The sequence below is a fragment of the Flavobacterium frigoritolerans genome, assembly GCF_025847275.1.
GTDB classification, from domain to species: domain Bacteria; phylum Bacteroidota; class Bacteroidia; order Flavobacteriales; family Flavobacteriaceae; genus Flavobacterium; species Flavobacterium frigoritolerans.
Map to the genome: position 1 here is coordinate 348,604 of NZ_JAOZEV010000002.1, position 25,737 is coordinate 374,340.

Here is a 25,737-nt window from a genome sequence, read left to right on the forward strand (position 1 = left end):
AAAATCCACAATCTAAAACTTTTAAGAAAGTGCTTGCTCTAAATCGGCAATTACATCTTTTACGGTTTCTAAACCTACAGAAACACGCACTAATCCTTGTGTAATACCAACAGCTAATTGGTCTTCTACAGACAATTTACTGTGAGTAGTTGATGCAGGATGCGTAACAATTGTTCTTGTATCTCCAATATTAGCCGATAGTGAACATAATTTTATTTTATCCAAAAACTTTCTACCTGCTTCTATTCCGCCTTTTATTTCAAATGCAATAATATTACCTCCTAAAAGCATTTGCTTTTTAGCAATTTCATATTGTGGGTGCGATTTTAAGAACGGGTATTTTATACTGTTCACATTAGGATGCGCTTCTAGAAACTCAGCAACTTTAAGTGCATTCTCACAATGTTTCTCCACACGTACAACTAATGTTTCTAAGCTTTTTGATAAGATCCAAGCATTAAATGGTGATAAAGCCGGTCCTGTATTTCTTGAAAACAAATAAATTTGTCTGATTAAATCTTCTCTCCCTACTGTTACTCCTCCTAAAACACGTCCTTGACCATCGATTAATTTAGTAGCAGAATGTACTACCAAATGTGCTCCGTGTTTTATAGGCTGTTGAATATATGGCGTTGCAAAACAGTTATCGATAATTAAAATCAAATTGTGTTTTTTTGCAATTGTTCCAAGTAACTCCAAATCGATTACATCTACACCAGGATTTGTAGGCGACTCAGCATATAATATTTTTGTATTCGGTTTAATAAAACTCTCAATAGTTTCTGGTTTATTAATATCAAAATATGAAGTCTCAATATTCCATTTTGGAAAATATGTCACAAACAAGGCATGAGTTGAACCAAAAACACTGCTTGCAGACACAATATGATCTCCTGCATTTAATAAAGCTGCAAAAGTAGAATATACAGCTGCCATTCCTGTTGCAAAAGCATAACCAGCTTCTGCTCCTTCCATTTTACAAATCTTATCTACAAATTCTGTTGTATTAGGATTGCTAAAACGGCTATAAATATTTCTGTCTTTCTCTTCTGTAAAAGAAGCTCGCATATCTTCGGCATCTTCAAATACAAAACTTGATGATAGGTATAATGGCACCGAATGCTCTAAATACTGTGTTCTTTCTAATTGTGTTCTTATGGCTTGGGTTTCAAAACCAAATTCTTGTTCGTTCATTTTTTTTGTTTTTTGTAAAGAGCTATTACCCAAAGATTCTCAAAGGGAGCGCAAAGATTCGCTAAGCCTTTTGATACAAACTTAAACTCAACAGTTCTTTTACTATTTTATAATAGCTAGTCAAAGAATTATCTCATTCTCTAATTGACTAATTTTCTAATTCTTATAATTCCTCATTGTTTAAAACCACTTTGTATTTTATTGTGGCTGTTGGCTCGACTGTTTTACCAACTGAACAGTATTTCTCAAAAGAAAGTTGTGCTGCTCGTTGTGCTTTTTCTGGATTGATATCTCCTTCTAAATAAAAAACCACAAAAATTTCTTTAAAAGGTTTTGCCTCTCCTACTTGTACACGTTCTCCTTCAACCTCAGCTTTAAATGAAGTTATTTCCTGACGTTGCTTCTTCAAAATCGAAATCATATCAATAGCGCTACATCCTGCAACTCCCATCAATACTAATTCCATCGGGCTTGCACCTAAATCGCTTCCGCCAAATTCGGCTCTGCTATCTACATCAACTACATGACCACGTTCGTTTTTGAGCTTAAAATGAAACGCGTCGTTTACTCTGTTTAAGGTTACTTTCATGTTTTTTGTTTTTATTTTATTTTGCTTTCGAAAAAGCTATTTTTATTGCCATTGAAGTTAAAACTCCAGCCATAACCCATTTTTGAACTTTTAACCATGTTGGCTTTGTTGCAAAAAATACTGCCATTCTTGATGCTGTTAATACAATTACAAAGTTTACAGTAAAACTTATGGTCGCCTGAGTGATTCCTAATTGCAAACTTTGTGTCATTATTGAGCCATGCTCAGGTTTAATAAACTGAGGGAAAAAAGACAAATAAAACATTGCTATTTTAGGATTTAGAACACTTGTTAAAAACCCAATACCAAACAGTTTACTTGGTTTATCGATTGTCAATTTATCGTTTACTTCAAACATATTTTTTCCATTTGGCTTAATTGCCTGAAAAGCCAGATACAGAAGATAAGCAACTCCTAATATTTTTAAGATTAAATACGCAAAAGGAACGGCAAATAAAAGAGCCGTTATTCCAAATGATACCAATACGATATGAAATAAAAAACCAAAGACTATTCCGGTTAACGAAATTATTCCAGCCTTTTTACCTTGAGTAATTGACCTTGAAATTAAATAAAGCATATTTGGCCCTGGAGTCAATACCAGAAGAAATGCTGCTAGCATAAAACCTATAAGCTCATTAAATGGTACCATTTTTTGTTTATTAAATACTGATTGCACGAATCTTCAAATGCAAATTCAGCTGATTATAATTTATTCGAATGTTTGTCTTCTTTAGAAAGATAAAAGTGATTCCGCTTATTTATCTTTTTTATCTAATTTACCCCAATATTCCAGAATTTTGCTCTTATAGATTTCACTCAAAGAATCAAAATTAGAGGAAAATTTATCTGTTTTAAAATCATCCAAAACACTGGATTCTATAGTATAAAGTTGGTCTTTTTGCGAAAAAATTAAATGAACTGATTGCTGTTTGAAATCAGCATCATAAAGTCCATAAATAAAAAGACCTTCAATACTTTTATCTTTATCAAAATCCCAAAATGCTTTTCTACTTCCCCAAGCCGAAATGATTCCTTTATGGTTTACTTCAAGAATAGATTTTACTATCCATTTATCATTAACTTTTGTAAACCGTTGAAAATACATTTTGTCAGGATTTGCATTTTTTTCAATCTTCGAAAAAATAAATACATTTTCCTCGTTTTCTGGAGAGTTAACCTCATCTATTTGAATTGCTCTAACTCCTTTATAAGGAAAAACTTCTTGGGTATAACTGTCTTTGTTTCTAACAACATTCGAAACTTGAGCTGTAATTACATTAGTAAATAATAAAAGTAAAAAAAGTTTTTTCATCTTTTTAATATGTGAATTTAATGATTCTCGCAAACTATTCTTTATCCGATAATCTCAAGATATCCCCAAAAACTCCTCTTGCTGTTACTGCAGATCCTGCTCCAGCACCTTGTATTACAATTGGTCTGTCTCCATAAGATTCTGTATAGATTTCGAAGAAAGAATCAGAGCCTTTTAATCCTCCCAATGCTGTATCCGAAGGTACCGAAACTAATTTTACTTCCAAAACTCCTTTGTCATTTTGTAAATCACCAGACAACTCGCCTATGTATCTTAATACATGATTTGGTTTTTGATCCTTTTTTATCTTGTCATAAATTGGGTCAAACTCTTTTAATTTTGTCAAGAAATCAGTAACGTTTCCTTCACGTAAATGCTCCGGAATTAAATTCTGAATTGAGATTTCTTCAAATTCATTTTGCAAATCTAGTTCTCTAGCTAAAATTAGTAATTTTCTACCAACATCGTTACCACATAAATCCTCACGTGGATCAGGTTCTGTATAACCATTATCAATTGCTTCTTTCAGTATTTCGCTAAACGGAGCGTCTTTGGCAGAGAAATTATTGAATAAATAACTCAACGTTCCAGAGAAAACTCCTTTTATTTTGGTGATATTTTCACCTGAAAGATGTAATAATTTTATAGTATCAATTAATGGTAATCCTGCTCCAACATTAGTTTCATACAAATAATTCTTTTGATTGTCTGCCAATGCTTTTCTTAGCTCTTTATAAAAACCATAACTAAGTGTATTCGCTACTTTATTTGATGAAATCAAATCAAAACTACTTTCTATCAACGAAATATAATTTTCTACAAAAGTTGCGCTTGCCGTATTATCAATCGCAATTAAATTCTCTAAGTGATGCTCATTTGCGTAAGCAATAACATCATTAATTGTGTAAGCAACTCCGTTGTTTTCAATATCTTTTTTCCAATCTGTTGTAACTCCTTTTTTATTTAAAAGTACTTTTTTAGAATTGGCAATTGCAAAAACATTCAGCTTAATGTCTTTACGTTTTTCGATGCTTGCTGCCGAAGCTAAGATTTGGTTTATCAAAGTTCCACCAACCAATCCATGACCAAAAACAGCAATATTAATTTTCTTTGAAACTCCAAAAATCTCTCCGTGGATTACATTTAAAGCTTTATGAAGTTCTGATTTTTTAACTACCAAACTCACGTTTTTACCCGTAACAGTATTATTAAACAAAATCGGAACAATTTTATTTTTAATTAAAGCGGTGTATGGTTTATGGAACGTACTTAAATCTTGTCCTATTATAGAAATTACAGAAACATTATCTGTAACTGTAATTTGATTTACGTCTTTAGAATAAAAGTCATTTTCAAACTCTTTTTCCAATTCTATCATTGCTGTTGTCGCTTTGTCTGTAGCAACTACAAGTCCAATTCCTCTTTCTGAAGAACCTTGAGAAATAATACTTACACTAATATCATTATCTCCCATTACTTTAAAAATACGAGCATCAACACCTGCTTTACCAAGTAATCCACGACCTTCAAGATTAACTAATGATAAATTCTCTAATACTGATAGTGTTTTAATTCCCTCTTTGGCAGAATCTGATGTGATTAATGTTCCGCGGTTTTCATGATTAAATGTATTCAAAATACGAAGCGGAATACTTTTCTCGATTAAAGGAATTATTGTTTTTGCATGCAAAATAGTAGCTCCAAAATTAGCTAGCTCATTTGCCTCATTAAAGGATAAATATTCAATTTTTTTAGCATCACTTACCAAATCTGGATTTGCAGTATATATTCCATCAACGTGTGTGAAATTCTGAAGCTCTTCGGCATCTAAATAATTTGCCAATAACGAAGCGGTATAATTACTTCCGTTTCTACCTAAAGTCGTTGTATCGTTATTGTTGTTTGAACCAATAAACCCTGTAACAACATTTACAGTTGAACCGTTATGTTGTTTAAAATAGTTGATTACATTTTTCTTTGATAATTGTTCCAAAAGTTGTGCATCTCCAAATTTAGAATCTGTTTTAAGCAATTCTCTAGAATCAGCAAAATTTGCAGGAACTCCTTTTTCGATCAAAATAGCTGTTAATAATTTAGCCGAAAGCAATTCTCCTTTTGAAAGGATTTGATCTTTTATCTTCTTGCTATAATCTCCAATTAAACTAACACCTTCAAAAAGCTTGTCCAAAACGCCAAACTCTTCTGAGAAATCAACGTTTGAATACTCCGAAATCTGATATGTTTTAAAACTTTCTAATAACGGTTTGTAATTTCCATTTTTAGACGCAATCGTTAATATATCTTCTAGTTCATCTGTTGCGTTACCACGAGCAGAAACTACTACAGCAATTTTTTCTCCTTGATTTATTTTATCAATAATTATCGAAACTACTTTATTAAGTCCTTCTCCGTTTGATAATGATTTACCTCCAAATTTTAATATTTTCATTGTATGTGTGTTGTATTTTATGTCGCTCTAAAAAATAGACGCAAGCAAATTATCTAATTGTTTGTACTCGATTAAAAAAGCATCATGTCCGTGAACAGAATTTATTTCGTTATAAGAAACATTTTCTTTGAACTTTTTCAATTCCTGATAGGTCTCCTGATTTTCCTTTGCCGTAAAAAACAAATCCGAATTAATTCCTATGATATGAATATCGGCAGTTGTTCTTGATAGCAAAGTTTTAAAGTCAGCAGTATTTCTTGTAATATCAATTGTTTTAAGCAATTGATTCATTAATTTATATGATGAGATTTGATACCTTTTTTGCAATTTTTTTCCATGATGACCCAACCAGCTTTCTACATTAAAAATAGCTAATTCTTCATTTTTGGTTCTCTGAAATTTTTCTTTAAAAGAATCTGGCGAGCGATAGCATAACATGGCATGAATTCGCGCATCTTCTATTGGTCTTGAAGAATTGTTTAATATTTGCTCTTGCAAATAACAGTTTGCAATTAACCAATCAGTAGCTTTCCAATCGGTTGCAATCGGTATCAAATGTTTAGTGATTTGAGGTTCTAATGCTAATATTTCCCATGCGATGCCACCGCCTACAGAACCGCCTATAATTGCATATAACTGATTGATTTTTAAGAATTCAATTCCTTCTATAAAAATTCGAGCAATATCTCTTGCCGTAAAGTCAGCATGATTTTCAATAGAATTACCATTATATCCATTTCCTGGAACATTAAAGGCTAGAATTGTATATTTAGCAGTATCAATAGTTTTGGTATCGCCAATTAGATCATTCCACCAACCGTTTTCGCCCGTAACCTGAGCATTTCCTGTTAATGCATGATTTACCAAAACTATAGGTACAGTGTGTAACGGCAAACCAAAAAGTTCATAACTTAGGTTAATCGTTGCATACGATGCGCCACTTTCGGTGACAAAATTGTGTAATATAATCGGGTTGGTTTTATTTTCCAATTTCAAATCTTTTGTAATTTTTGATTTGTACATGGAAATATTAAAAAGAAAAAACTAGAGCTAGGCTAGAGAAATTCTTTGTGTTATCTTTCCACGTTGGGCGTGGTAGAATGCAGCACCTTCTTCGATTTACCGAAGGGTTGCTAAGGATTCATAGGGTCTAATCCCTCGTCCTTTCTTTATAACATTTCAATACGTTTTTGAACTTAATGGCACAAATAAACTACTATTTTCTTAAACGACCAAATTTTTCATTCATTTGATTTTGGCTCGTTTACAAAATAGTTCAAACAAAACAATCACGTACAAGCAATCGCTGGACATATATATCCAGAAAAATTTTATTGTTGGCTTGTATTTTATTTAAAGTTTTAATTTAAATAAATAATGTTTCATTCTCTGTAGAATACATCAAGAAAAGCAAAGAATTAGGCGCTTTTTTAGCTGCAGTCTCATCTGTAGTTTCCATCCCAAATCTTGGATGTGCCAATTCATTTGTTGTTTGAATGATTATACTTTTTTTAGCTCTAAAGAATTTGAAGAATCCGAACCTTTTTGCGAAGTAATTTTGTGTGCTCATAACGTAAGTTTTTATAATTGTTTATTTGTGTGTTTTTATTTGTGTTTGCTTTATTAAATGAATTTCGATGTAAAAAAAAACCCTTTTGGATAATTATACCAAAAGGGTTTAAGTCGTTTAAACTTATAATACTTTTGGAAATCAATGGACACGTACGCAAATAAGCGCGACATTCTGCATCATCTTAAACTTCGAGTTATTATTCATTTTAATAGTATTATTTATTTTTAAAAATTTCAATATTTGTATAATCCAAAAAAAAAGCCCTCCAAGGTTATTGGAAGGCTTTGCTATATAATTGTATAGATATAATTCTAAGCAACAGACTTCCCAACGGATTTCTCCGACATGACCTTATTCGTTTTACAAATATTAAAATTCATCTTTGGTATCTTTTTGGTTTAACAAATATGCGACATATTTTCGTATTAACCAAGCCAGAATCCTTATTTTAATGATAAAATCACGTTAAATTCGCATTAAAAAACAAAAAAACGACGAAATGTTACTTTTTAACGACTAAATACCTCGCAATAGGCTATAAATTTAACTCTCAGCTGTTTGAAAACTCCTTTCACTAAACATAAATTTCAAAGAACATCAGATTTTAAATCAAAAAAAAATTGAATATAAAATTCAATTTCAAAAATTTCTAAGCCCAAATAGCTTCTTTATTTTTTATTTTTTCGGCAACTTTTAGAATGTCTGTTATAACTCCTCTGGCTATAGCTTCTCTTCCTGCAGCTGCGCTTTGAATGACTATCGGAATGTTTCCGTAAGATTGTGTGTAAATTTCAAAAATGGTATCCGATCCTTTTAATTGTCCGATTGCTGTTTTAGTAGATTCTGAAACTAATTTTACCTGTAGTTTATTCTCCAAAACATTATACTCTCCAACATATCTCAAAACATGATTATCGGCCTGTGTGATTTTTGCAATTTTAAAAGACTTATCCAATATCTCCTTATTAAGTACTCTTTTTGACTTTGCGTTTAACTCATATTGATTATGATCTAAAAGCGGTGTGGTTTTTATATCCGATAATTCAAAATCTTTCCCAATCTCTCTGGTTAGAATAAGTAATTTCTCTGCCACATCATTGCCTGATAAATCTCTTTCATAATCTGATGTTACTAACTGAAGTTTTTCGGCTTCTTTTAGAACTTCAGAAAAACAAATGTCTTCCGACGAAAATCGATTAAAAACATAACTTAATGAATCTGAAAAAACACCTCGTATTTTTGTTATTTTTTCTCCTGAATTGTATAAATCTCTAATCGTCTGTAATACAGGAAATCCAGTATCTACAGAGGTCTCATATAAAAACTCTTTATCATGTTTTTTAAGATTTTCTCTTAACTCCTTATAAAAATTAATTGGTAACGTATTGGCTTTTTTATTTACTGCCACTATATTAAATCCGTTTTGAATTAATGGGATATAATGATCTACCAGTTCATCGCTTGCTGTAGCATCAACAGCAATTAGATTTTCGAATGCATTTTCTTTTGCAAAAGCAATGATATCATCCACTTTAAATGGAATTGCGAGATGCACAAAATTAGCCTCCCATGCATTTTCTGCACCTTCCTTTTCAAAGAATGCTAATGTTGAATTGGTTATGATAGGAAATCTTAAATCAATGCTTTTGTTTTCATTAAAAAACGCTTGACTTTCAATGATCTGATTGATTAAAGTACTACCTATATTTCCTATTCCAAAAAGTATGATATTTATTTTAAGCTTTGACATAATTTCTTTTTTTATGATATTCTGAGGCAGATTGATAATACATGTTTTTGGAAATTACCTTTAACCCTGCTCACGTGGTTAAAGGCAATTTTCCTAACAAAAAACAAAAAAACCTAACTTTCTAACTTATGCTAATTGAGCACTTTTTATATTTTTAAAAACTGCCTGTAAATCGGCAATTAAATCGTCTATATCTTCAATTCCTACTGAAAGTCGAATCAAGTCTTTTGAAACTCCTGTCGAGAATTGTTCTTCTTCTGATAGTTGTTGGTGTGTGGTACTTGCTGGATGAATAATCAATGACTTGGTATCACCGATATTAGCAAGAAGTGAAAATAACTTCGTTTCGTCGGCTACTTTTTTGGCAGCTTCAAAACCTCCTTTTAATCCAAAAGTTATGATTCCACTTTGCCCTTTTGGTAAATACTCTTGCCCTAAGTCATAATATTTATTTGATTTAAGACCTGGATAATTTACCCAAACCACCTCATCTTGCGCCTCTAACCATGATGCTAGAGCTAATGCATTTTCGCTATGTTTTTTGATACGAATTGGCAATGTTTCTAATCCTTGAATAATTTGAAAAGCATTGAAAGGACTCAATGCCGAACCAAAATCCCGTAATCCTTCTATACGTGCTTTGGCTATGAACGCCGCATTTCCTAACGCTTCGTTATATATTAATCCGTGGTACCCTGCAGATGGCTCTGTAAACTCAGGAAATTTTCCATTTGCCCAATCAAAAGTCCCTGCATCGATAATTGCTCCTCCTAAAGAAGTTCCGTTTCCTGAGATATATTTGGTCAGGGAATGAATTACAATATTTGCTCCATACGCTATTGGATTAAGTAAATATGGTGTTGGAACAGTATTATCAACTATAAATGGAACCTTGAATGCTTTGGCTTCTGTCGAAATTGCTTTTAAATCCAATACATCTAATTTTGGATTCCCTAATGACTCTACAAAAAACACTCTGGTATTTTCTTTAGCTGCTTTGGTAAAATTTTCTGCATTTGATGGATCTACAAATGTCGTTGTGATTCCTAATCTTGGCAAAGTGACTTTTAATAAATTATAAGTCCCGCCATATAAACTATTAGATGCTACGATATGATCTCCAGCTTTGAGCAACGTCAACAAAGTTGTTGCAATTGCCGATGCGCCAGATGCTGTAACAACTGCTCCGATACCGCCTTCTAGCGCTGCAAGTCGTTGTTCCAGGACATCATTTGTTGGGTTGTTTAATCGAGTGTAAATAAAACCCGCTTCGGCTAAACCAAATAAATTGGCTGCATGGTCGGAATTATTAAAAACATATGAAGATGTTTGGTAAATAGGCACTGCTCTTGTGTTACCGTTTTTAGTTACATCATGTCCTGCGTGTAGTGCGTTTGTTGCGAATTTTTGTGTGCTCATGGGTTCTGTTTTTTTAATTAGTTAAATGATTGTGTGTTTATATTTTTAATTATTTTTCTGTTTTATATAAAAAGATCTTCATCTTCGTGGGCATACATCTGAAACAATAATGAGTTTGATTCTGTCGAATATAATTTTCCTTTTATTTCATTTGTATTAATTCTTTTGGTTTGTATTATGCCCAAAATTCTTTTAACGTCTGTTTTCAATAAAGTTTGAATTGCTTTTGAAATTTTATAGAATGTTTTCATGATTTCTAAATTTTAATTATGGAATAAAAAAAAGCCCTTTCGGATGGCTACCAAAAGGGCTTATAGTTTTAACTATAACAAAGATTTTATCTTTCACTTTTGGCAATAGCAAATTGGGATGCACATACGCATCATACAACACATCATCATTTTATTTGCTATTGAATTCATTTTATAAAATTTGTTTTACTTGTATTTTTTAACTCTACTAATTTGATAGGGTAAATGTAATAACTATTTTTTAAACTACCAAACCAAAAATTACTTTTTTACCTATATAATATTTCCTAACTGAATAATCTCTTTATAATTAGGGTCATTATTTTCTTTGAAACCTATTAAATAGTCACTAATAGGTTTCAAAGAAGTTGTATAAATTATATTTTAAAGCTTAAACGAGCAAAACCAAATCTACCGTTTAATCCAAATTGCGATACTGCTCTAGAATAAGCAAATTGGTTTGCGTTACTTAAATCTGTACTTGGTGCAGGAGACAATGTTGGGGTTGTATTCGTAAAGGTTGGAGTTGCCGGATTATTTCTATCTGGATAAACATCTCCAATATTATTTACTCCAAGTGTTACTCTTAGATGTTCATTTATTTGATATCCTAAAGATAAATCGGTAACTAGTTTTGCACTATATTCTGGGTGCTCATAAACAGAAGAAAAACCATCTAAATTAACATCTGTCGCTCCTGGATCTGTAACTTTTCCGAAATAACTATTTCTTAAATAAATATCTAGTTTCTTAATACTAAAAGTAGTCATTAAGTTTGCTTTTAATTTAGGAATTGCTTCTTCAAGATAAATTCTACTTGACTCAGGAAAGAATGAATATACGTATGGGTCTCCACCAGCATTAACAATAGATTGAGGAACATTTAATGCGCCAACTCTTTTTGTTGTATTATAACTTAAAGCAAAATCATTTTTGATTGTAAAACCTTCAATAACATTATATTTCTGAGAAATCACTAAGTCAATCCCTTTCGTTTCTGAGTTGATTCCGTTTGTCCAGAATGAAGCTCTTTCTACTCCTTTTAAATCAAATGCTTGTTGAAACAATGTTAATGCATCTTTTTGCTCTGGAGATGTTGCTCCATTTATTTGCGCATCTGTAGGTCTTGCATATTGTCCTGTTAAAACAACTCTATCATCAATTCTTGTGAAATAAGCATCTGTAGCAATTGTTATATTAGCTTCAGGAATTTTAAATGTAAACCCTGTACTTATACTTTTAGAAGTTTCTGCTTTTAGATTCTCAACACCAATACTTTTGGCTGCTGGTGAATCATTTGTAAAATATCCTACTTGATATGGTGAACCATTAATAAATTGTGTAGAGCTGCTCTCAAAATATTTTTGCTGTAACGATGGCGCTCTAAAACCTGTTTGTCCAGAAATTCTCCAGTTAATGTTATCTGTAAGTTTTAAAAGAGATGCTAATTTAAAAGTAACGGTACTACCAAAATCTGAATAGTTTTCATAACGAGCTGCACCATTTAAAAGCCAATCTTTTGTTACATTTAATTCTAAATCTATATAAGCTGCACCACTTTTTCTGTCCTTTTCTTTAGCATCCGATGGTTGAAATCCTGAGAACCCTTGTGCTCCTGCTCCACGTTTGTTACCAAAAAAGTCAGTTACTATTAATGGTGAATTACTTGGTAAAATTCCCGAAACTAGATTTCCGTTTACATCGTATAAACCATAAGACTCAACATCTCCTTGTTTTATTTGATAATTTTCATATCTAAATTCTCCTCCAAAAGCAACATTCAATCCTCCTAATACATCATATTTTTTACTTAAATCTAAATTGGTTGTGCTTTGCAGAAATGAAACTTTACCTGCATAAAAACGGTCTGCAGAGTTTGTTCCTAAAGTAGCATTAATAGTATTGTTGACATCATATTTAAAAGAGTTTGTTCCAAGGTTTGTACTAATATCAGTATCAAATCCAAATAATTGAGTTGTAAGTCCAACTGCCGAAGATAAATCTAAAATATCAGATTCTATTTCTGGCAAAAATCCATTTGCATATACTTGCGTAAATGTGCCTGCACCATTAGGAAGACGGTTAAAAGCATATGATTTTCCATTTCTGTACGAAGCTCCTCCAAAAGAGTACAATGAAGTAATTTCAGTCAAAGGATATTTTGCATTATAATACAGTTGTCCTGAAGCTAGTTCAGATTGACCAACACTCATGTTGTAATCACTTCTTTCTTGTCCTCTGTAATTGATCTCATTATTGGTTGCATCAAAACTTAAAGCATTTTGCAATTGATTAATATTTGTTGCCGATGAAATTGCTGTTTGTTGTGCAGGTGTAAAATAACCAACTTGTGGAGCATATTGTTGTAATGTACTTATAATTTGAGCTGAGTTCGGAGTCGTATTAATATTACTAAACAAAGAGTTCACATTTACACCATTCTGAGCTGCTCTATATTCAACAGCATTATAAGCATTAAAAATAGCATTACTTCTAATACCAGCTCTACTAGTTGCCTGTCTTGTAACGGCACTACCTGTAACACTCAAGAAACTTCCTTCCTTACCCAAAGATGTTCCGTAGTTTAAGTCTACTTGTAAAGATTGCCCGTCTGTTCCTCCTTTAAAGTTATTTGATCCAGAAGAAATGTTTGCTCCATATTGCACCTCTCCTGAAAGGAAATTAGCATTCTTTTTCAATACGATATTAATTACACCCGCAATGGCATCTGATCCATATTGAGCTGCTGCTCCATCTCTTAAAACTTCAATTCGCTCAATAGCAAATGACGGAATCGCATTTAAATCTGTTCCAACAGAACCTCTCCCTGGAGCTCCATTGATATTAACTAATGCACTTGTATGCCTTCTTTTACCATTTACTAGTATTAAAACCTGATCCGGTCCTAATCCTCTTAATTGTGCTGGATCGATATGATCGGTTCCATCTGCTGTAGAAGTTGGATTACTGGTAAACGACGGCGCAACATAATTTAATATTTGTGTCACACTGGTTTGTGGGGCTCCTTTTGTTATTTCAGAAATATTAAAAATATCGATTGGAACTGGCACATCAGTCTTTACTCTATTTTTACTTCTAGAACCAATAATTGTTACTTCTGATAATTCATTATTTTGTAAAGTATCTTTCTCCTTTTTATTTTCCTGAGCATAAATACCTGAAAATGTCAAAAGACCTAAAACTAATGCTACATTTTTTTTCATTACTTTTTACTGATTTGTTACTATTTTGGTTTTAAATGATATGCTGTTTTATTTTCTTCTTTAAACAAAAAAACCCCTGCAATTTGCAGAGGTTCTATATATATTTTTGAAAAAAAACTACAATAGTATCTCTGCGGAATATTCCGGCATCTTACAAGACATCATATTGTTAACAGTGAATTTCATTTTTCTTTTTTGTTTTGTTGGGGCAAATTTGCGAACTATTTTTTAGTCTACCAAACAAATGTCGATTTATTTTCTAAAGTCTATAGAATAAGTCGAATATGTTAAATTTCTCTTTATTAAATTAAAAAACCAAAAGATTAATTTGCAATTCAAAATGGTTTTATACCTTTGCACCCAAATACAGAGGAAAAATTTGAACTGATTGCAACCTCTTCATAATGAAAACATTCATTATGGATGCTGAATGATTTTCATTTCAGTATTAAAAAATGCTAAAGCAGGAATCCTCCTTTAGCATTTCCAGCAATTATTTTTTTTCCTCGCTTAATTTTATAATTTTAATTTAATAAATATTATGGCTTATTTATTTACGTCAGAATCTGTTAGCGAAGGACATCCGGATAAAGTTGCGGATCAAATCTCGGATGCATTAATTGATAATTTTTTAGCATTTGATGCTGATTCTAAAGTAGCTTGTGAAACTTTGGTAACTACTGGGCAAGTAATTTTGGCTGGTGAAGTAAAATCAAACACCTATTTAGATGTACAACAAATCGCTCGCGATGTAATCAGAAAAATTGGTTATACGAAAAGCGAATATATGTTTGAGGCAAACTCTTGCGGAATTTTATCTGCAATTCACGAACAATCTGCTGATATTAACCAAGGTGTTGACAGAGCTAATCCTGAAGAACAAGGAGCTGGTGACCAAGGAATGATGTTTGGTTATGCAACTAATGAAACTGAAAATTATATGCCTTTGGCACTTGATTTATCTCATAAATTATTACAAGAATTAGCTATTTTAAGACGCGAAAATAAAGAAATCACTTATTTACGTCCTGATGCTAAATCTCAAGTAACATTAGAATATAGTGATGACAATAAGCCAACTCGTATTGATGCAATTGTAATATCTACTCAACACGATGATTTTGATGAAGAGGCTGTAATGCTTGCTAAAATCAAAAAGGATATTATCGAAATTCTTATCCCAAGAATTATTGCTAAAAACCCAACTCACGCACATTTATTCAATGATAAAATTCAATATCATATTAACCCAACAGGAAAATTCGTAATTGGAGGTCCTCACGGAGATACTGGATTAACAGGAAGAAAAATCATTGTTGATACTTACGGTGGTAAAGGTGCTCACGGTGGTGGTGCATTCTCTGGAAAAGATCCAAGTAAAGTAGATAGAAGTGCTGCTTATGCAACACGTCATATCGCTAAAAACTTAGTTGCTGCTGGTATTGCTGATGAAATCTTGGTACAAGTTTCTTATGCAATTGGTGTTGCTAAACCAATGGGTATTTTTATTGATACTTATGGAACATCTAAAGTAAACTTAACTAACGGTGAAATCGCTAAAAAAGTAGAAGCTATTTTTGATATGCGTCCTTACTTTATCGAACAACGTTTAAAATTAAGAAATCCAATTTATAGCGAAACTGCTGCTTACGGACACATGGGACGTAAACCAGAAACTGTAACTAAAACTTTTTCTGCTCCAGGTGGAAACGAGAAAACAGTTACTGTAGAATTGTTTACATGGGAAAAACTTGATTTTGTTGATCAGGTAAAAGCTGCTTTTGGATTATAATTTGAAGTTCTTTTTAGAATCTTATAAATAAATCTTAGTATATATTAAACCCCGAAATTTGCAAATGCAGACTTCGGGGTTTTTCTTTGGCTATGTGCTTCGATTTTCTTTCCTTCGCACAACAAAACCTACCAAAAAAAATGGCTAAATTCCCTTCATTCCAGAACGTTTTAAACACAACGCAAAGAACAATTCTTAGATTTCCATTAGAATTTTTAATCTCGATTACAGGAACTATTCTGGCTATTTTCCTCAACGAAGCAGAATATGACGACCCTAACAAAGAACTTTATGTAAAAGCTTTAATGAGTTCTTCTTTATGCCTGGTTTTATTCCTTTCTGCTAGTTTATTCTTTATAGCTGCAAAGAAAAACAACCTGCTACGCTACTTAACCAGCATCATACTAGGATCTTTGATCTTTCTATTTGTTTTTAACTTTCATGAAGATATTACAGACATCGAAATACAACAATTTATAGTTCTAAACATTGCGCTCCATTTATTAGTTTCATTTGCAGGTTTTTTACCAAGAGCATACAATCAGGATGAATTTTGGGAATTTAACAAACAACTTTTTCTCCGAATTTTAACAGCTGGCTTATACAGTATTGTGCTATACGCTGGTTTAGCTTTGGCAATATTAGCTATTGATAAATTATTTCATGTAGAATTTTATAACCATATTTATTTTCATATCTTTTTTATCATCAGCGGAATTTTTAATACTACTTTCTTTTTAAGCGGAGTTCCTGAAACCAATAATGAGCAAGTCCCTTTAATTCTTAATTACCCAAAAGGGCTTAAAAACTTTACTCAATATGTCTTATTACCTTTAATAAGTTTATACTTGGTGATTTTGATATGTTATGAAGCAAAAATTCTTGTAACACTGTCTTTGCCTGTTGGGTGGGTTTCTTATCTTGTTTTGGTATTTGCTATTTTCGGAATTCTTTCTTTTTTATTGGTTCATCCTATTGCAACCGAAAAAGCTAATCTCTGGATAAGAACTTTCAATCGTTTGTTTTATTTTCTATTAATTCCGCTATTGGGATTACTTTTTTGGGCAATTTTGTACCGAATAAATCTTTACGGATTTACACATGAACGTTATTATGTTTTGTTATTATCGATATGGCTTACAATAGTTGTAGCCTATTTTTTAATTCAGAAACAGCCTAAAATAAAATTCATTCCAATAAGTATGTGTTTGGCAGCTTTACTTTCGTTAGTTGGTCCTCAGAGCGCTAATTCTATTTCAAAATACAGTCAATTATCAAGATTTGAAATGTATATAGAAAAGGGTAAAAAAGAAAAACTAGCTTTTGAGCACGAAAAGGCTTTAAGTAGTATTGTTTCATTTTTACAAGACAATTATGGTATAGAAGTTATGGTTCCTTATGCTAAAACTAAATTAGAAGCTTTACTTAAAAAAGATAAATTTCCTAGTGATCAGGAAATAATGAATAGTCTGGGGTTTGAATATCGATATGAATATGACCGAAAAAATGATTTAGATACTAATTTCTACTATTATTTATATGAAAATGAAGATAATCAAGTAACAAACATTCACGGGCAAGACTTTTTGTTTACACTATCTTATAACAATACTTTTAAATGCGACAATTGCACTTCAATAGATGGAAAGAGTTATACCATAAAATCTAAAAAAACCGATTATGGTTTGGATTTACAAATCAATCAGGACATAGTTCCTTTAAAAATAAATGATTTTGTAAATGCAAATTCTAACTTTAGAAGAAATAATCATACAAATGAAAAAGTGATTCAAAAAGTAGATAATCCAAAATACACGATCACTTTAACTTATGTTAGTGCTAATGGTAACATTGTAAAGGGAAAGAAAATCTTAACCAATTGCCTGATTAAAGTAATGGTTGGTATTAAAAAATAAAAAGGCAAACCCGACAGGATTAAAATCTTGTCGGGTTTGCCTTTTTATTTCAGATGAATAACGAAATCTAATAGGTCCCGTTTTGCATTTTAACCAATGTTTCCTGAATTTCTATCTTAGTTTCTTCCTCAACATCCTTGAAAAACTGTACAGCTAATTGTTGTGTTTTAATTGCTTTATCTTTTTGTCCGTCTTTATAATATAATTGTGCTAATGTATCCAGATAATAAGGATCATTCTTTTTAACGACTAAACTATATTCTGACCATTTAATTGCTTTCTTGATAAAAGCAGCATCGGTAGAATGTAATACTGTAAACCAAGCAACATCATTACAAAGATTCGTATGGTATTCTTTAAACTCTCTCCAGCCGTAATAAGAGGTAGAGACATCTGCACTATACATTTCGTCTAGTCTTTGGATTACATTCTCCTGCGTTACCAACATCTTATTGAAATAAGCGTCAAACTCTTTTAAATATAAATTATCAGGATCTCCATTAGCTGCATTAGCTGCCAAATAAGAGAAGTAACTTCTATAAGATTCAAAATTGCCTTTTCCGCCAGAGATTAATTTCCGATATGTTTCCATTACTCTTTTCTCATCAGATTTTTCCACAACTCCACCATCAGCATACAAAATGGCATTATTTTGTAAAGTACTCGAGATTTCTGAGCTTATATCTCCTATTGCAACACGTGTATCATCTTTGGCATTGTATTCTTGACTTTGCGCTTCGATAGCATCATAATGTTTCAGCAAGTAATCTATCGATTTAAAATCGGTATCATTTAAAACTTTATCTGTTTTAAAAATTACTTTATTAAGCCCTGCACTCTTAATTTCTGCCAGAATAGATTCTACAAGCATCATATTAGGTTTTGTATCTTTCTGATGCGCTATAATAATTTTTTCCCAAACTGACTGTACTTGTTTTTTATCCAAAGTAGATTTAGCAAATTTAAAATCCCCTTCAACTGGCTCATCACTATAATAATCATCTGATATACCCACAAATACCGAAACAGCATTAAACGCTTTTATCAAATCAGCATCACTAGCCTTTTTATTGGTAATGACTTTACTAAAATCAGCCAAAGCGCTTGCTTTTTTAAGCTTAATATAAAGAACATCGTAATACGTAAACTGATATTGTTTATCGACTAAATTTGATTTTGCAGTCGCAAGAATAGTATCATTCCCATCCAATATAATTATACTTGGTGAGTCTGACATATTATTTTTCTTCAACCAGCTTTTATCATTCTTGTTAGTCAAATAGTAATTATAAACATCATATTTAGGATCATATGCTTCATAAAAATTATATCCTATAGCCTCTTGTTGACTTATAATAAAGGCATCAAAATAGGCTTGAGCCGATTTATTATCGATATCATTATAAACAATCAAAAATTTATTGTCTGCAGCCTTAGTTACTTTTATAGCATCTGCCAAAGAACTCTCTACTTTAAGTTTAAAATCTACTCTTGGGGCAACATCATAAACTTCTGGTGCAACACCATCAACAGTAATACCCTCATCTTTTCCTGGATAGGTCCAATCTTTAATATTTTTACTCTCCAGAGGAAGCAACTTTGTTTTTACTAATTCCTGATTGAGCAATTTTGCGTTTTGAAAAATCAACGGATTTTTACCCGATATTTCAAAAACTGTCAACTCATTTGTCTTTTTATCGAAGAACCCTTTTAGCTCTGGATTATCCGAATATGGCTGGTATTCTATAGTTACTTCTGTGGCTTTATCTGGCACTGCAAATTTTAATATTTTACTTGGCGTACCGCTACTATATCCTTCATAAACAAGATATAAAAATTGTTCATGGTCAATCTCAAAATTAAGACCTGAGTCTGCTGTTTCATCATCTACTAATTGAATATCAGAAATTCTCTGATACTTAACAGGATCAGTTCCGTTCTGAGTACCGATGTAGAAACCATAATACAAAGATTCCATGAATTTTACTTTAATTTTCCCCACACTCACAGGTGTATCGTAAGCATAATCAACATTAAAAATAACTCCATCTCTATTTTTACCTTTCAGCAATAAAGAATCATTTTTCACTTCATAATCACCTTCCAGAAATACAAGTTCATACTTATTGTTTTCAAGTAAATTCAATTTTAGATTCAGACCTTGGTCATTATCTTTAGATAAATAAGACCCTTTCTCGATAGTTTGAGCTTGAACAAATGAAAATGATGTTACAAAAAAAAGGACTAAAGTATTCAACAAAAAATTTCGCATATAAATTATATTTTGTTAATAATAAGCTACACAAATATATCCTCTTTTTTAAAACAAAAAATGATTCGTAATTAAAAAACTACAAATTATTTTTCACCAAAAAACAATATACATAAAGACCGAACAATGTACTACTATTACTTATAGCACACAGGAAAAACTATCATCATTAAAATATTATCATCTACCCAAATAGATAGACAAATAAGTATTTAAATAAGATTATCATGAAAAAGCCGTTCTATACATATTAACTACCCAAATAATTAGACTAAAACAAATAGCAATTAAGTATTTTTGTAATTTGGCCTATTCAAAATCTGAGTTATTAAAACCAAAACGACAATGTATAAAAATTTGATCTTTCTGATTCTTATTAGCTCATTTTCAGCAGCTTTTTCGCAGGATAAGAAAATACAGATTACTACAATAAATAGTATAAACTTTGATGCCGATCAATTTTCAGGGATTGATTCTTTTGGTTTCTCTTATTTAATAAAGGACAATCGATTTATTAAGACCAACGGCAAAGATGCTTACGAATATAAAAATATCTCTTTAGGAAAAATTACTAAAGTTGATATAGAAAACCCTCTTAAAGTGGCTCTATTTTATGAAGATTTTAATACTGTAATTTTACTTGACAATCAGTTTAACGAAACAAATAGAATTAATTTTTCAAAAAACACAACTCCTATCCTTGCTTCTGGAATTGGAATCGCCTCACAAAACCAACTTTGGATTTACAATACATTAAACCAACAAATAGGTCTTTATAATTATTTAAAGGATGAGTATAAAACCGTTTCAACACCTCTCTCGGGAAACATAAAATACTACCAATCGAATTTCAACGTTTTTTATTGGATAGACGAAAAGAACAATTGGTTTTCATGTGATATCTTTGGAAAAGTAGTCGCTTTAGGAAAAATACCCGATTTTGATGATTTAACTATTTTGAACAATCATCAATATATTTTTAAGAAGACTAATTTGTTGTTTTTTAAAGACATCAGTAAGCACGAAATAGGAAATCCATTGCAAATTGAAATTTCAGAAAAAACGTTTGGGAATTTCTACTACAAAGACCAAATTTTATCTATTTTTACATTTGGAGGAATTACAAATTATAAAATCATAATACCGTAATGCACATAGCAATAGCAGGAAACATAGGCGCAGGAAAAACAACTCTAACGAAATTACTAGCCAAACATTTCAAATGGGAGCCCCATTTTGAGGATGTGGTTGACAATCCATATTTGGATGATTTTTACCATCAAATGGAGCGTTGGTCGTTTAATTTGCAAATTTATTTCTTAAACAGCAGATTTCGCCAAGTGCAGCAAATTCGTGAAAGTGGTAAAAAAATCATTCAAGATAGAACCATTTATGAAGATGCTTATATTTTTGCTCCAAACTTGTATTCGATGGGCTTAATGACAAGTCGTGATTTTCAAAATTACACTTCTTTGTTTGAACTAATGGAAACATTGGTAAAACCACCCGATTTATTAATCTACCTAAGAAGTTCTATTCCAAATTTAGTAGGGCAGATACACAAACGTGGCCGTGAATATGAAAATTCTATTTCTATTGATTATTTGAGCCGTCTGAACGAGCGTTACGAAGCTTGGGTACAAACTTATACTAAAGGAAAACTTTTAATAATTGATGTTGATAATATAAATTTCGTAGATAATCCAGAGGACTTAGGAGATATCATTAATAGAATTGATGCTGAACTAAACGGATTATTTTAACATAAAAAAATGCCTCTAAATTATCTAGAGGCATTTTTTGTTTCTACACAGTATTGTCAAAGTGCAAGACCAAAAGTGTAAGAAACTTTAGTTTTACGCAAAACAATCCAAAACTTGTCATTTCAACGAAGAAGAAACCTGCACTGTAAAATCGACAAAGATTGATATTTGCTAACGGAGTTTCTTATGAAGATTTCTCCTTCGTCGAAATGACAAAAATGCGCAGGCCAACATTAAACTTGAGCTTTTATCAAAGTTCTTCACACTCTTTGTGCAAGACCTTGATAATGTTAATTGGGCTAAGTCAACTACTTATTTCAAGGCATCTATTTGTGCATTTACTTCTGCTTCGGTTCCTTTAAATGTTTTAGTATCAACTTTTCCATTCTTTGTGGTTATAACCGTTCCTACAACCTGACCATTTACGTTTACAATTTCTACACGAACTGCATCTGTTTTGGTATATTTAGTTGTATCAAAACAATCGGTTCTTTTGTGAAGGTATTTTCCTTTTGCATCATAATTTGCCAAGCATTTTGCTGTTTCTTCTGGACTGCATCCTTTTTCTTTACACATTTGTGCACATTCTTCTCTGGTCATTGTTGCCATTTTAGACATATCACATTTAGAATGTCCATCATGCATTTCTGTTTTTGCACAACAAGAGCCCCCTGTTGCCATTCCCGAAACCGAATGCCCTTCTCCTAATATTGGTGCAATTACCAACCCTATCAAACAAGTTAGCTTTATCAAAATATTCATTGATGGCCCTGAGGTATCTTTAAATGGATCTCCAACTGTATCTCCTGTTACTGCTGCTTTATGAGCATCTGAGCCTTTATAAGTCATTTCTCCATTAATAAGTACTCCTGCTTCAAAAGATTTTTTTGCGTTATCCCAAGCTCCTCCTGCATTATTTTGAAAAACTGCCCAAAGAACTCCCGAAACAGTAACTCCAGCCATATAACCTCCAAGCATTTCGGCGATCAGTTGGTTATTACTTCCGTAAACTAATTTTCCTAAAAGTACAATTGCAATAGGAAAACCAATTGTTAAGATTCCTGGAAGCATCATCTCGCGTAAAGCGGCTTTAGTCGAAATATCTACACATTTTGCATATTCTGGTTTTCCAGTTCCTTCCATGATTCCAGGGATTTCTCTAAACTGGCGACGTACTTCATATACCATGTCCATCGCTGCTTTTCCAACAGAGTTCATAGCCAAAGCTGAGAAAACTACTGGAATCATTCCACCCACAAAAAGCATTGCTAAAACTGGTGCTTTAAAAATATTGATTCCGTCAATTCCTGTAAAAGTTACATACGCTGCAAACAATGCTAATGAAGTTAATGCTGCCGAAGCAATTGCAAATCCTTTTCCTGTTGCTGCTGTAGTATTTCCTACTGAGTCTAGAATATCTGTTCTTGTACGTACCTCTTTTGGTAATTCGCTCATTTCAGCGATTCCTCCTGCATTATCCGATATTGGACCAAAAGCATCAATTGCTAATTGCATCGCAGTTGTAGCCATCATTGCTGATGCTGCTAATGCTACTCCGTAAAACCCAGCTAACGCATAAGAAATCCAAATTGCTGCAGCAAATAGTAATACTGTTGGAAAAGTAGAAATCATTCCTGTTGCTAAACCTGCAATTACGTTTGTCCCAGCACCTGTAGATGATTTTTGTACTATTGCCAATACTGGTTTTGTACCTAATCCTGTATAATATTCCGTAACAGAAGAAATAGCTCCTCCTACAATTAACCCAACAATAGTCGCATAGAAAACACGCATTGAAGAAATATCTTTCGAACCTTCACCAAAGAAACTCATCGTCATCGTTTCTGGCAACATATATTGCACTAAGAAGAAACAGGCAATTGCTGTTAAAACAATCGAAACCCAGTTTCCTATATTCAATGCTTTTTGCACTTGTGCTTCCTTTGCATTATCATCGGATATTTTTACCAATGTCGTTCCTATAATAGAGAATAAAATTCCGAAACCTGCAATCGCCATTGGCAACAAAATTGGTCCTATACCTCCAAAAGCATCCTGAATGTTTCCACCCATATCCTTTATCACATAATTACCAAGAACCATTGCGGCTAAAACTGTTGCAACATACGATCCAAATAAATCAGCTCCCATCCCTGCAACGTCACCAACATTATCACCCACATTATCGGCAATTGTTGCTGGATTACGAGGGTCATCTTCTGGAATTCCTGCTTCGACTTTACCAACTAAATCGGCACCTACATCAGCAGCTTTGGTATATATACCTCCACCAACTCTTGCAAATAATGCAATCGATTCAGCTCCTAATGAAAATCCTGCTAATGTTTCCAGAACTTTGGTCATATCTTCAGATGAAGTCCAAACTCCATTCATAAATACCTGAAAAAATACTATAAAAAAACCGGTCAACCCTAAAACAGCTAATCCGGCAACTCCTAATCCCATAACGGTTCCACCGCCAAAAGATACTTTTAATGCTTGTGGCAAACTGGTTCTTGCCGCTTGCGTTGTTCTAACATTGGTTTTTGTTGCTATCTTCATTCCCATATTTCCTGCTAATGCCGAAAAAAATGCTCCGAAAATAAAAGCTACAACTATTAATATATGTGTGGTAGGAACTATAAATGAAATTCCCGCTAAAACAATACTTGCTCCAATTACAAAAAAAGTAAGCAATCGATACTCGGCTTTCAGGAAAGCTAATGCTCCTTCATAAATGTGGTCTGAAATAGCTTTCATCTTGCCATCGCCAGCATCTTGTTTTAACACCCAAGTCCTTTTTATTGCCATGAAAAGTAATCCTATAATTGCCATAACAATTGGCAAATAAATCATAAATGCATTCATAATATTTTAATGGTTTTGGTTAATAGTCAATAAACTAACAAAACGAATTTAAACAAAAAAGCAATACTCTTAACAGAGTATTGCTTTTTTTATAAAATATGAAGGCAAAAATTATTTAATGCTAAATAATCCTTCTGGTTTGTTTTCGATATCATCAAAACGTTTAGTACATTCTGCAATAATAGCGTATGCTTCGTTTACATCTCCCCAACCACCTACATCTACTTTTTTGTTTTCCAAATCTTTATAAACTTGGAAGAAATGCTCGATTTCTTTTACTAAGTGAGGATTCATATCTGATAAATCATTTAATGAATTCCAGATTGGATCAGAAACTGGTACACAAATAATTTTCTCATCTGGTCCTTTATCATCTGCCATATGGAAAACACCAATTGGTTTTACTTCCATAACACATCCTGGGAAAGTTGGCTCGTTTACCAAAACCAATACATCTAATGGATCACCATCAAGAGCTAAAGTTTCAGGAATAAAACCATAATCAGCTGGGTACATCATTGAAGAGAACAACATTCTGTCGAAACGCATTCTTTTAATTTCAAAATCGTACTCATATTTATTTCTGCTTCCTCTTGGTATTTCGATTAAAACATCGAAAGTTGTTAGTTTGTCTGCGGTCATTTTTATTGTTTATTATTTTTCTTAATTTCGATTGCAAAAGTAGTCAAAGTATCCCTTTTTACAATAAAAAAACACTGTTATATCATCATTAAGTTTTAATAAACAAGCAATTAATAGGTAATTGTTCTTTTTCTTTTCTTTAAATAATAATGCCAAAGCAAATATGTAGCATAGGAACGATATGGACTCCATTGTGTAGTATAATTTTCCATCTCTTCTTTGTCATGAATATCAAGTAATTCTTTGATTGTATTTACAACTGCGATATCACCAAGTGGAATTAAATCGGGTTCTTGAAGGCAGAACATCAGATAAATATCGATAGTCCAATTCCCAATTCCTTTTAGTTTTATAAGCTCCTCACGAACTTCTTTAGCCGATTTGACAGCTAAGCTTTCGATATTGATTTCGTTATTTAATATTGCCGAAGCTAATATCTTAATGTAAGTTGTTTTTTGTCGGCTTACGCCTAATGCACGGAACTCTTCATCAGACAAAGACACCATTGTTTCTGGTGTACAAACTGTGTACGCTTTGATTTTTAAAAAAGTGGCCTTAGCTGAATCTATAGATACTTGCTGTTCCAAAATAAGCAAAACCAATGTTTCGAAACCTTGTGGACGTTTCGGAATTGGAGGTAATCCATATTCTTGGATGATTCTCTGAAAAATTGGGCTCTTCTCTGAAAGAAAATCGATTGCTTCTTGCATAATATGATTT

Annotated in this window: 19 protein-coding genes and 1 riboswitch; of the genes, 4 read left to right on the forward strand and 15 right to left on the reverse strand. The window is 32.3% G+C overall.

All coding sequences use genetic code 11. From position 1 onward, the window contains the following. Window positions 1-21 precede the first annotated feature (21 nt). The 11 genes from OIU80_RS04150 to OIU80_RS04200 form a co-directional block, all read right to left on the reverse strand. The gene (locus tag OIU80_RS04150) at window positions 22-1,194 is read right to left on the reverse strand and encodes a trans-sulfuration enzyme family protein (RefSeq protein ID WP_264285786.1); all 1,173 of its coding nucleotides are present in this window, start codon (window positions 1,192-1,194) and stop codon (window positions 22-24) included. 163 nt (window positions 1,195-1,357) lie between these two features. After that, on the reverse strand, window positions 1,358-1,783 hold the full coding sequence (locus OIU80_RS04155; protein WP_264285787.1) for an OsmC family protein: 426 nt from the start codon (window positions 1,781-1,783) through the stop codon (window positions 1,358-1,360). A 16-nt stretch (window positions 1,784-1,799) separates the two neighbouring features. Then, window positions 1,800-2,435, reverse strand: a complete 636-nt coding sequence (locus tag OIU80_RS04160) for a LysE family translocator (RefSeq protein WP_264285788.1) — start codon at window positions 2,433-2,435, stop codon at window positions 1,800-1,802. 105 nt (window positions 2,436-2,540) lie between these two features. Next, window positions 2,541-3,098, reverse strand: coding sequence for a hypothetical protein (locus tag OIU80_RS04165; protein ID WP_264285789.1), 558 nt, complete (start codon window positions 3,096-3,098; stop codon window positions 2,541-2,543). 34 nt (window positions 3,099-3,132) lie between these two features. Next, a complete protein-coding gene (gene thrA, locus OIU80_RS04170) occupies window positions 3,133-5,547 on the reverse strand; it encodes a bifunctional aspartate kinase/homoserine dehydrogenase I (protein ID WP_264285790.1) in 2,415 nt (804 codons plus the stop codon). Between the two features lie 27 nt (window positions 5,548-5,574). After that, a complete protein-coding gene (locus OIU80_RS04175; RefSeq protein WP_264285791.1) occupies window positions 5,575-6,537 on the reverse strand; it encodes an alpha/beta fold hydrolase in 963 nt (320 codons plus the stop codon). A gap of 80 nt (window positions 6,538-6,617) precedes the next feature. Further along, window positions 6,618-6,725: riboswitch (SAM riboswitch) on the reverse strand. Window positions 6,726-6,913: 188 nt separating this feature from the next. Then, entirely contained in the window at window positions 6,914-7,117 is a 204-nt protein-coding gene (locus OIU80_RS04180; RefSeq protein ID WP_264285792.1) for a hypothetical protein, read from the reverse strand. Window positions 7,118-7,769: 652 nt separating this feature from the next. Next, window positions 7,770-8,870, reverse strand: coding sequence for a homoserine dehydrogenase family protein (locus tag OIU80_RS04185; RefSeq protein ID WP_264285793.1), 1,101 nt, complete (start codon window positions 8,868-8,870; stop codon window positions 7,770-7,772). A 126-nt stretch (window positions 8,871-8,996) separates the two neighbouring features. Next, window positions 8,997-10,289, reverse strand: a complete 1,293-nt coding sequence (locus OIU80_RS04190) for an O-acetylhomoserine aminocarboxypropyltransferase/cysteine synthase family protein (protein ID WP_264285794.1) — start codon at window positions 10,287-10,289, stop codon at window positions 8,997-8,999. Window positions 10,290-10,351: 62 nt separating this feature from the next. Next, window positions 10,352-10,540 carry a hypothetical protein gene (locus OIU80_RS04195; RefSeq protein ID WP_264285795.1) on the reverse strand — a complete coding sequence of 63 codons (189 nt, stop codon included), beginning with the start codon at window positions 10,538-10,540 and terminating at the stop codon, window positions 10,352-10,354. Window positions 10,541-10,917: 377 nt separating this feature from the next. Then, window positions 10,918-13,764 carry a TonB-dependent receptor plug domain-containing protein gene (locus OIU80_RS04200; RefSeq protein ID WP_264285796.1) on the reverse strand — a complete coding sequence of 949 codons (2,847 nt, stop codon included), beginning with the start codon at window positions 13,762-13,764 and terminating at the stop codon, window positions 10,918-10,920. A gap of 541 nt (window positions 13,765-14,305) precedes the next feature. On the opposite strand from OIU80_RS04200, the gene metK reads away from it, so the two are divergent. Together metK and OIU80_RS04210 are read left to right on the forward strand one after the other, a co-directional pair. After that, on the forward strand, window positions 14,306-15,556 hold the full coding sequence (gene metK / locus OIU80_RS04205) for a methionine adenosyltransferase (protein WP_129539910.1): 1,251 nt from the start codon (window positions 14,306-14,308) through the stop codon (window positions 15,554-15,556). Window positions 15,557-15,696: 140 nt separating this feature from the next. Continuing rightward, window positions 15,697-17,472 carry a DUF4153 domain-containing protein gene (locus OIU80_RS04210; protein ID WP_264285797.1) on the forward strand — a complete coding sequence of 592 codons (1,776 nt, stop codon included), beginning with the start codon at window positions 15,697-15,699 and terminating at the stop codon, window positions 17,470-17,472. A 67-nt stretch (window positions 17,473-17,539) separates the two neighbouring features. On the opposite strand, the gene OIU80_RS04215 is transcribed toward OIU80_RS04210, so the two are convergent. Beyond that, a complete protein-coding gene (locus tag OIU80_RS04215) occupies window positions 17,540-19,744 on the reverse strand; it encodes a hypothetical protein (RefSeq protein WP_264285798.1) in 2,205 nt (734 codons plus the stop codon). Between the two features lie 345 nt (window positions 19,745-20,089). Between OIU80_RS04215 and OIU80_RS04220 the strand changes: the two genes are divergently transcribed. After that, a complete protein-coding gene (locus tag OIU80_RS04220; RefSeq protein ID WP_264285799.1) occupies window positions 20,090-20,893 on the forward strand; it encodes a hypothetical protein in 804 nt (267 codons plus the stop codon). Continuing rightward, window positions 20,893-21,507: a deoxynucleoside kinase gene (locus tag OIU80_RS04225; protein ID WP_129539912.1), complete on the forward strand. Its 615-nt coding sequence runs from the start codon at window positions 20,893-20,895 to the stop codon at window positions 21,505-21,507. The genes OIU80_RS04220 and OIU80_RS04225 overlap by 1 nt, the downstream gene beginning before the upstream one ends. Window positions 21,508-21,819: 312 nt before the next feature. On the opposite strand, the gene OIU80_RS04230 is transcribed toward OIU80_RS04225, so the two are convergent. The 3 genes from OIU80_RS04230 to OIU80_RS04240 form a co-directional block, all read right to left on the reverse strand. After that, a complete protein-coding gene (locus tag OIU80_RS04230; protein WP_264285800.1) occupies window positions 21,820-24,375 on the reverse strand; it encodes a sodium-translocating pyrophosphatase in 2,556 nt (851 codons plus the stop codon). 111 nt (window positions 24,376-24,486) lie between these two features. Continuing rightward, window positions 24,487-25,017, reverse strand: a complete 531-nt coding sequence (locus OIU80_RS04235; protein ID WP_195737094.1) for an inorganic diphosphatase — start codon at window positions 25,015-25,017, stop codon at window positions 24,487-24,489. A 110-nt stretch (window positions 25,018-25,127) separates the two neighbouring features. Then, window positions 25,128-25,727: a DNA-3-methyladenine glycosylase family protein gene (locus tag OIU80_RS04240; RefSeq protein ID WP_264285801.1), complete on the reverse strand. Its 600-nt coding sequence runs from the start codon at window positions 25,725-25,727 to the stop codon at window positions 25,128-25,130. Window positions 25,728-25,737 lie beyond the last annotated feature (10 nt).

Bases quoted from the DNA above. Each gene is read 5' to 3' on its own strand.
- OIU80_RS04150 (WP_264285786.1), bottom strand. From the start codon at position 1,194: ATGAACGAACAAGAATTTGGTTTTGAAACCCAAGCCATAAGAACACAA.
- OIU80_RS04155 (WP_264285787.1), bottom strand. From the start codon at position 1,783: ATGAAAGTAACCTTAAACAGAGTAAACGACGCGTTTCATTTTAAGCTC.
- OIU80_RS04160 (WP_264285788.1), bottom strand. From the start codon at position 2,435: ATGGTACCATTTAATGAGCTTATAGGTTTTATGCTAGCAGCATTTCTT.
- OIU80_RS04165 (WP_264285789.1), bottom strand. From the start codon at position 3,098: ATGAAAAAACTTTTTTTACTTTTATTATTTACTAATGTAATTACAGCT.
- thrA (WP_264285790.1), bottom strand. From the start codon at position 5,547: ATGAAAATATTAAAATTTGGAGGTAAATCATTATCAAACGGAGAAGGA.
- OIU80_RS04180 (WP_264285792.1), bottom strand. From the start codon at position 7,117: ATGAGCACACAAAATTACTTCGCAAAAAGGTTCGGATTCTTCAAATTC.
- OIU80_RS04185 (WP_264285793.1), bottom strand. From the start codon at position 8,870: ATGTCAAAGCTTAAAATAAATATCATACTTTTTGGAATAGGAAATATA.
- OIU80_RS04190 (WP_264285794.1), bottom strand. From the start codon at position 10,289: ATGAGCACACAAAAATTCGCAACAAACGCACTACACGCAGGACATGAT.
- OIU80_RS04195 (WP_264285795.1), bottom strand. From the start codon at position 10,540: ATGAAAACATTCTATAAAATTTCAAAAGCAATTCAAACTTTATTGAAA.
- OIU80_RS04200 (WP_264285796.1), bottom strand. From the start codon at position 13,764: ATGAAAAAAAATGTAGCATTAGTTTTAGGTCTTTTGACATTTTCAGGT.
- metK (WP_129539910.1), top strand. From the start codon at position 14,306: ATGGCTTATTTATTTACGTCAGAATCTGTTAGCGAAGGACATCCGGAT.
- OIU80_RS04210 (WP_264285797.1), top strand. From the start codon at position 15,697: ATGGCTAAATTCCCTTCATTCCAGAACGTTTTAAACACAACGCAAAGA.
- OIU80_RS04215 (WP_264285798.1), bottom strand. From the start codon at position 19,744: ATGCGAAATTTTTTGTTGAATACTTTAGTCCTTTTTTTTGTAACATCA.
- OIU80_RS04220 (WP_264285799.1), top strand. From the start codon at position 20,090: ATGTATAAAAATTTGATCTTTCTGATTCTTATTAGCTCATTTTCAGCA.
- OIU80_RS04225 (WP_129539912.1), top strand. From the start codon at position 20,893: ATGCACATAGCAATAGCAGGAAACATAGGCGCAGGAAAAACAACTCTA.
- OIU80_RS04230 (WP_264285800.1), bottom strand. From the start codon at position 24,375: ATGAATGCATTTATGATTTATTTGCCAATTGTTATGGCAATTATAGGA.
- OIU80_RS04235 (WP_195737094.1), bottom strand. From the start codon at position 25,017: ATGACCGCAGACAAACTAACAACTTTCGATGTTTTAATCGAAATACCA.
- OIU80_RS04240 (WP_264285801.1), bottom strand. From the start codon at position 25,727: ATGCAAGAAGCAATCGATTTTCTTTCAGAGAAGAGCCCAATTTTTCAG.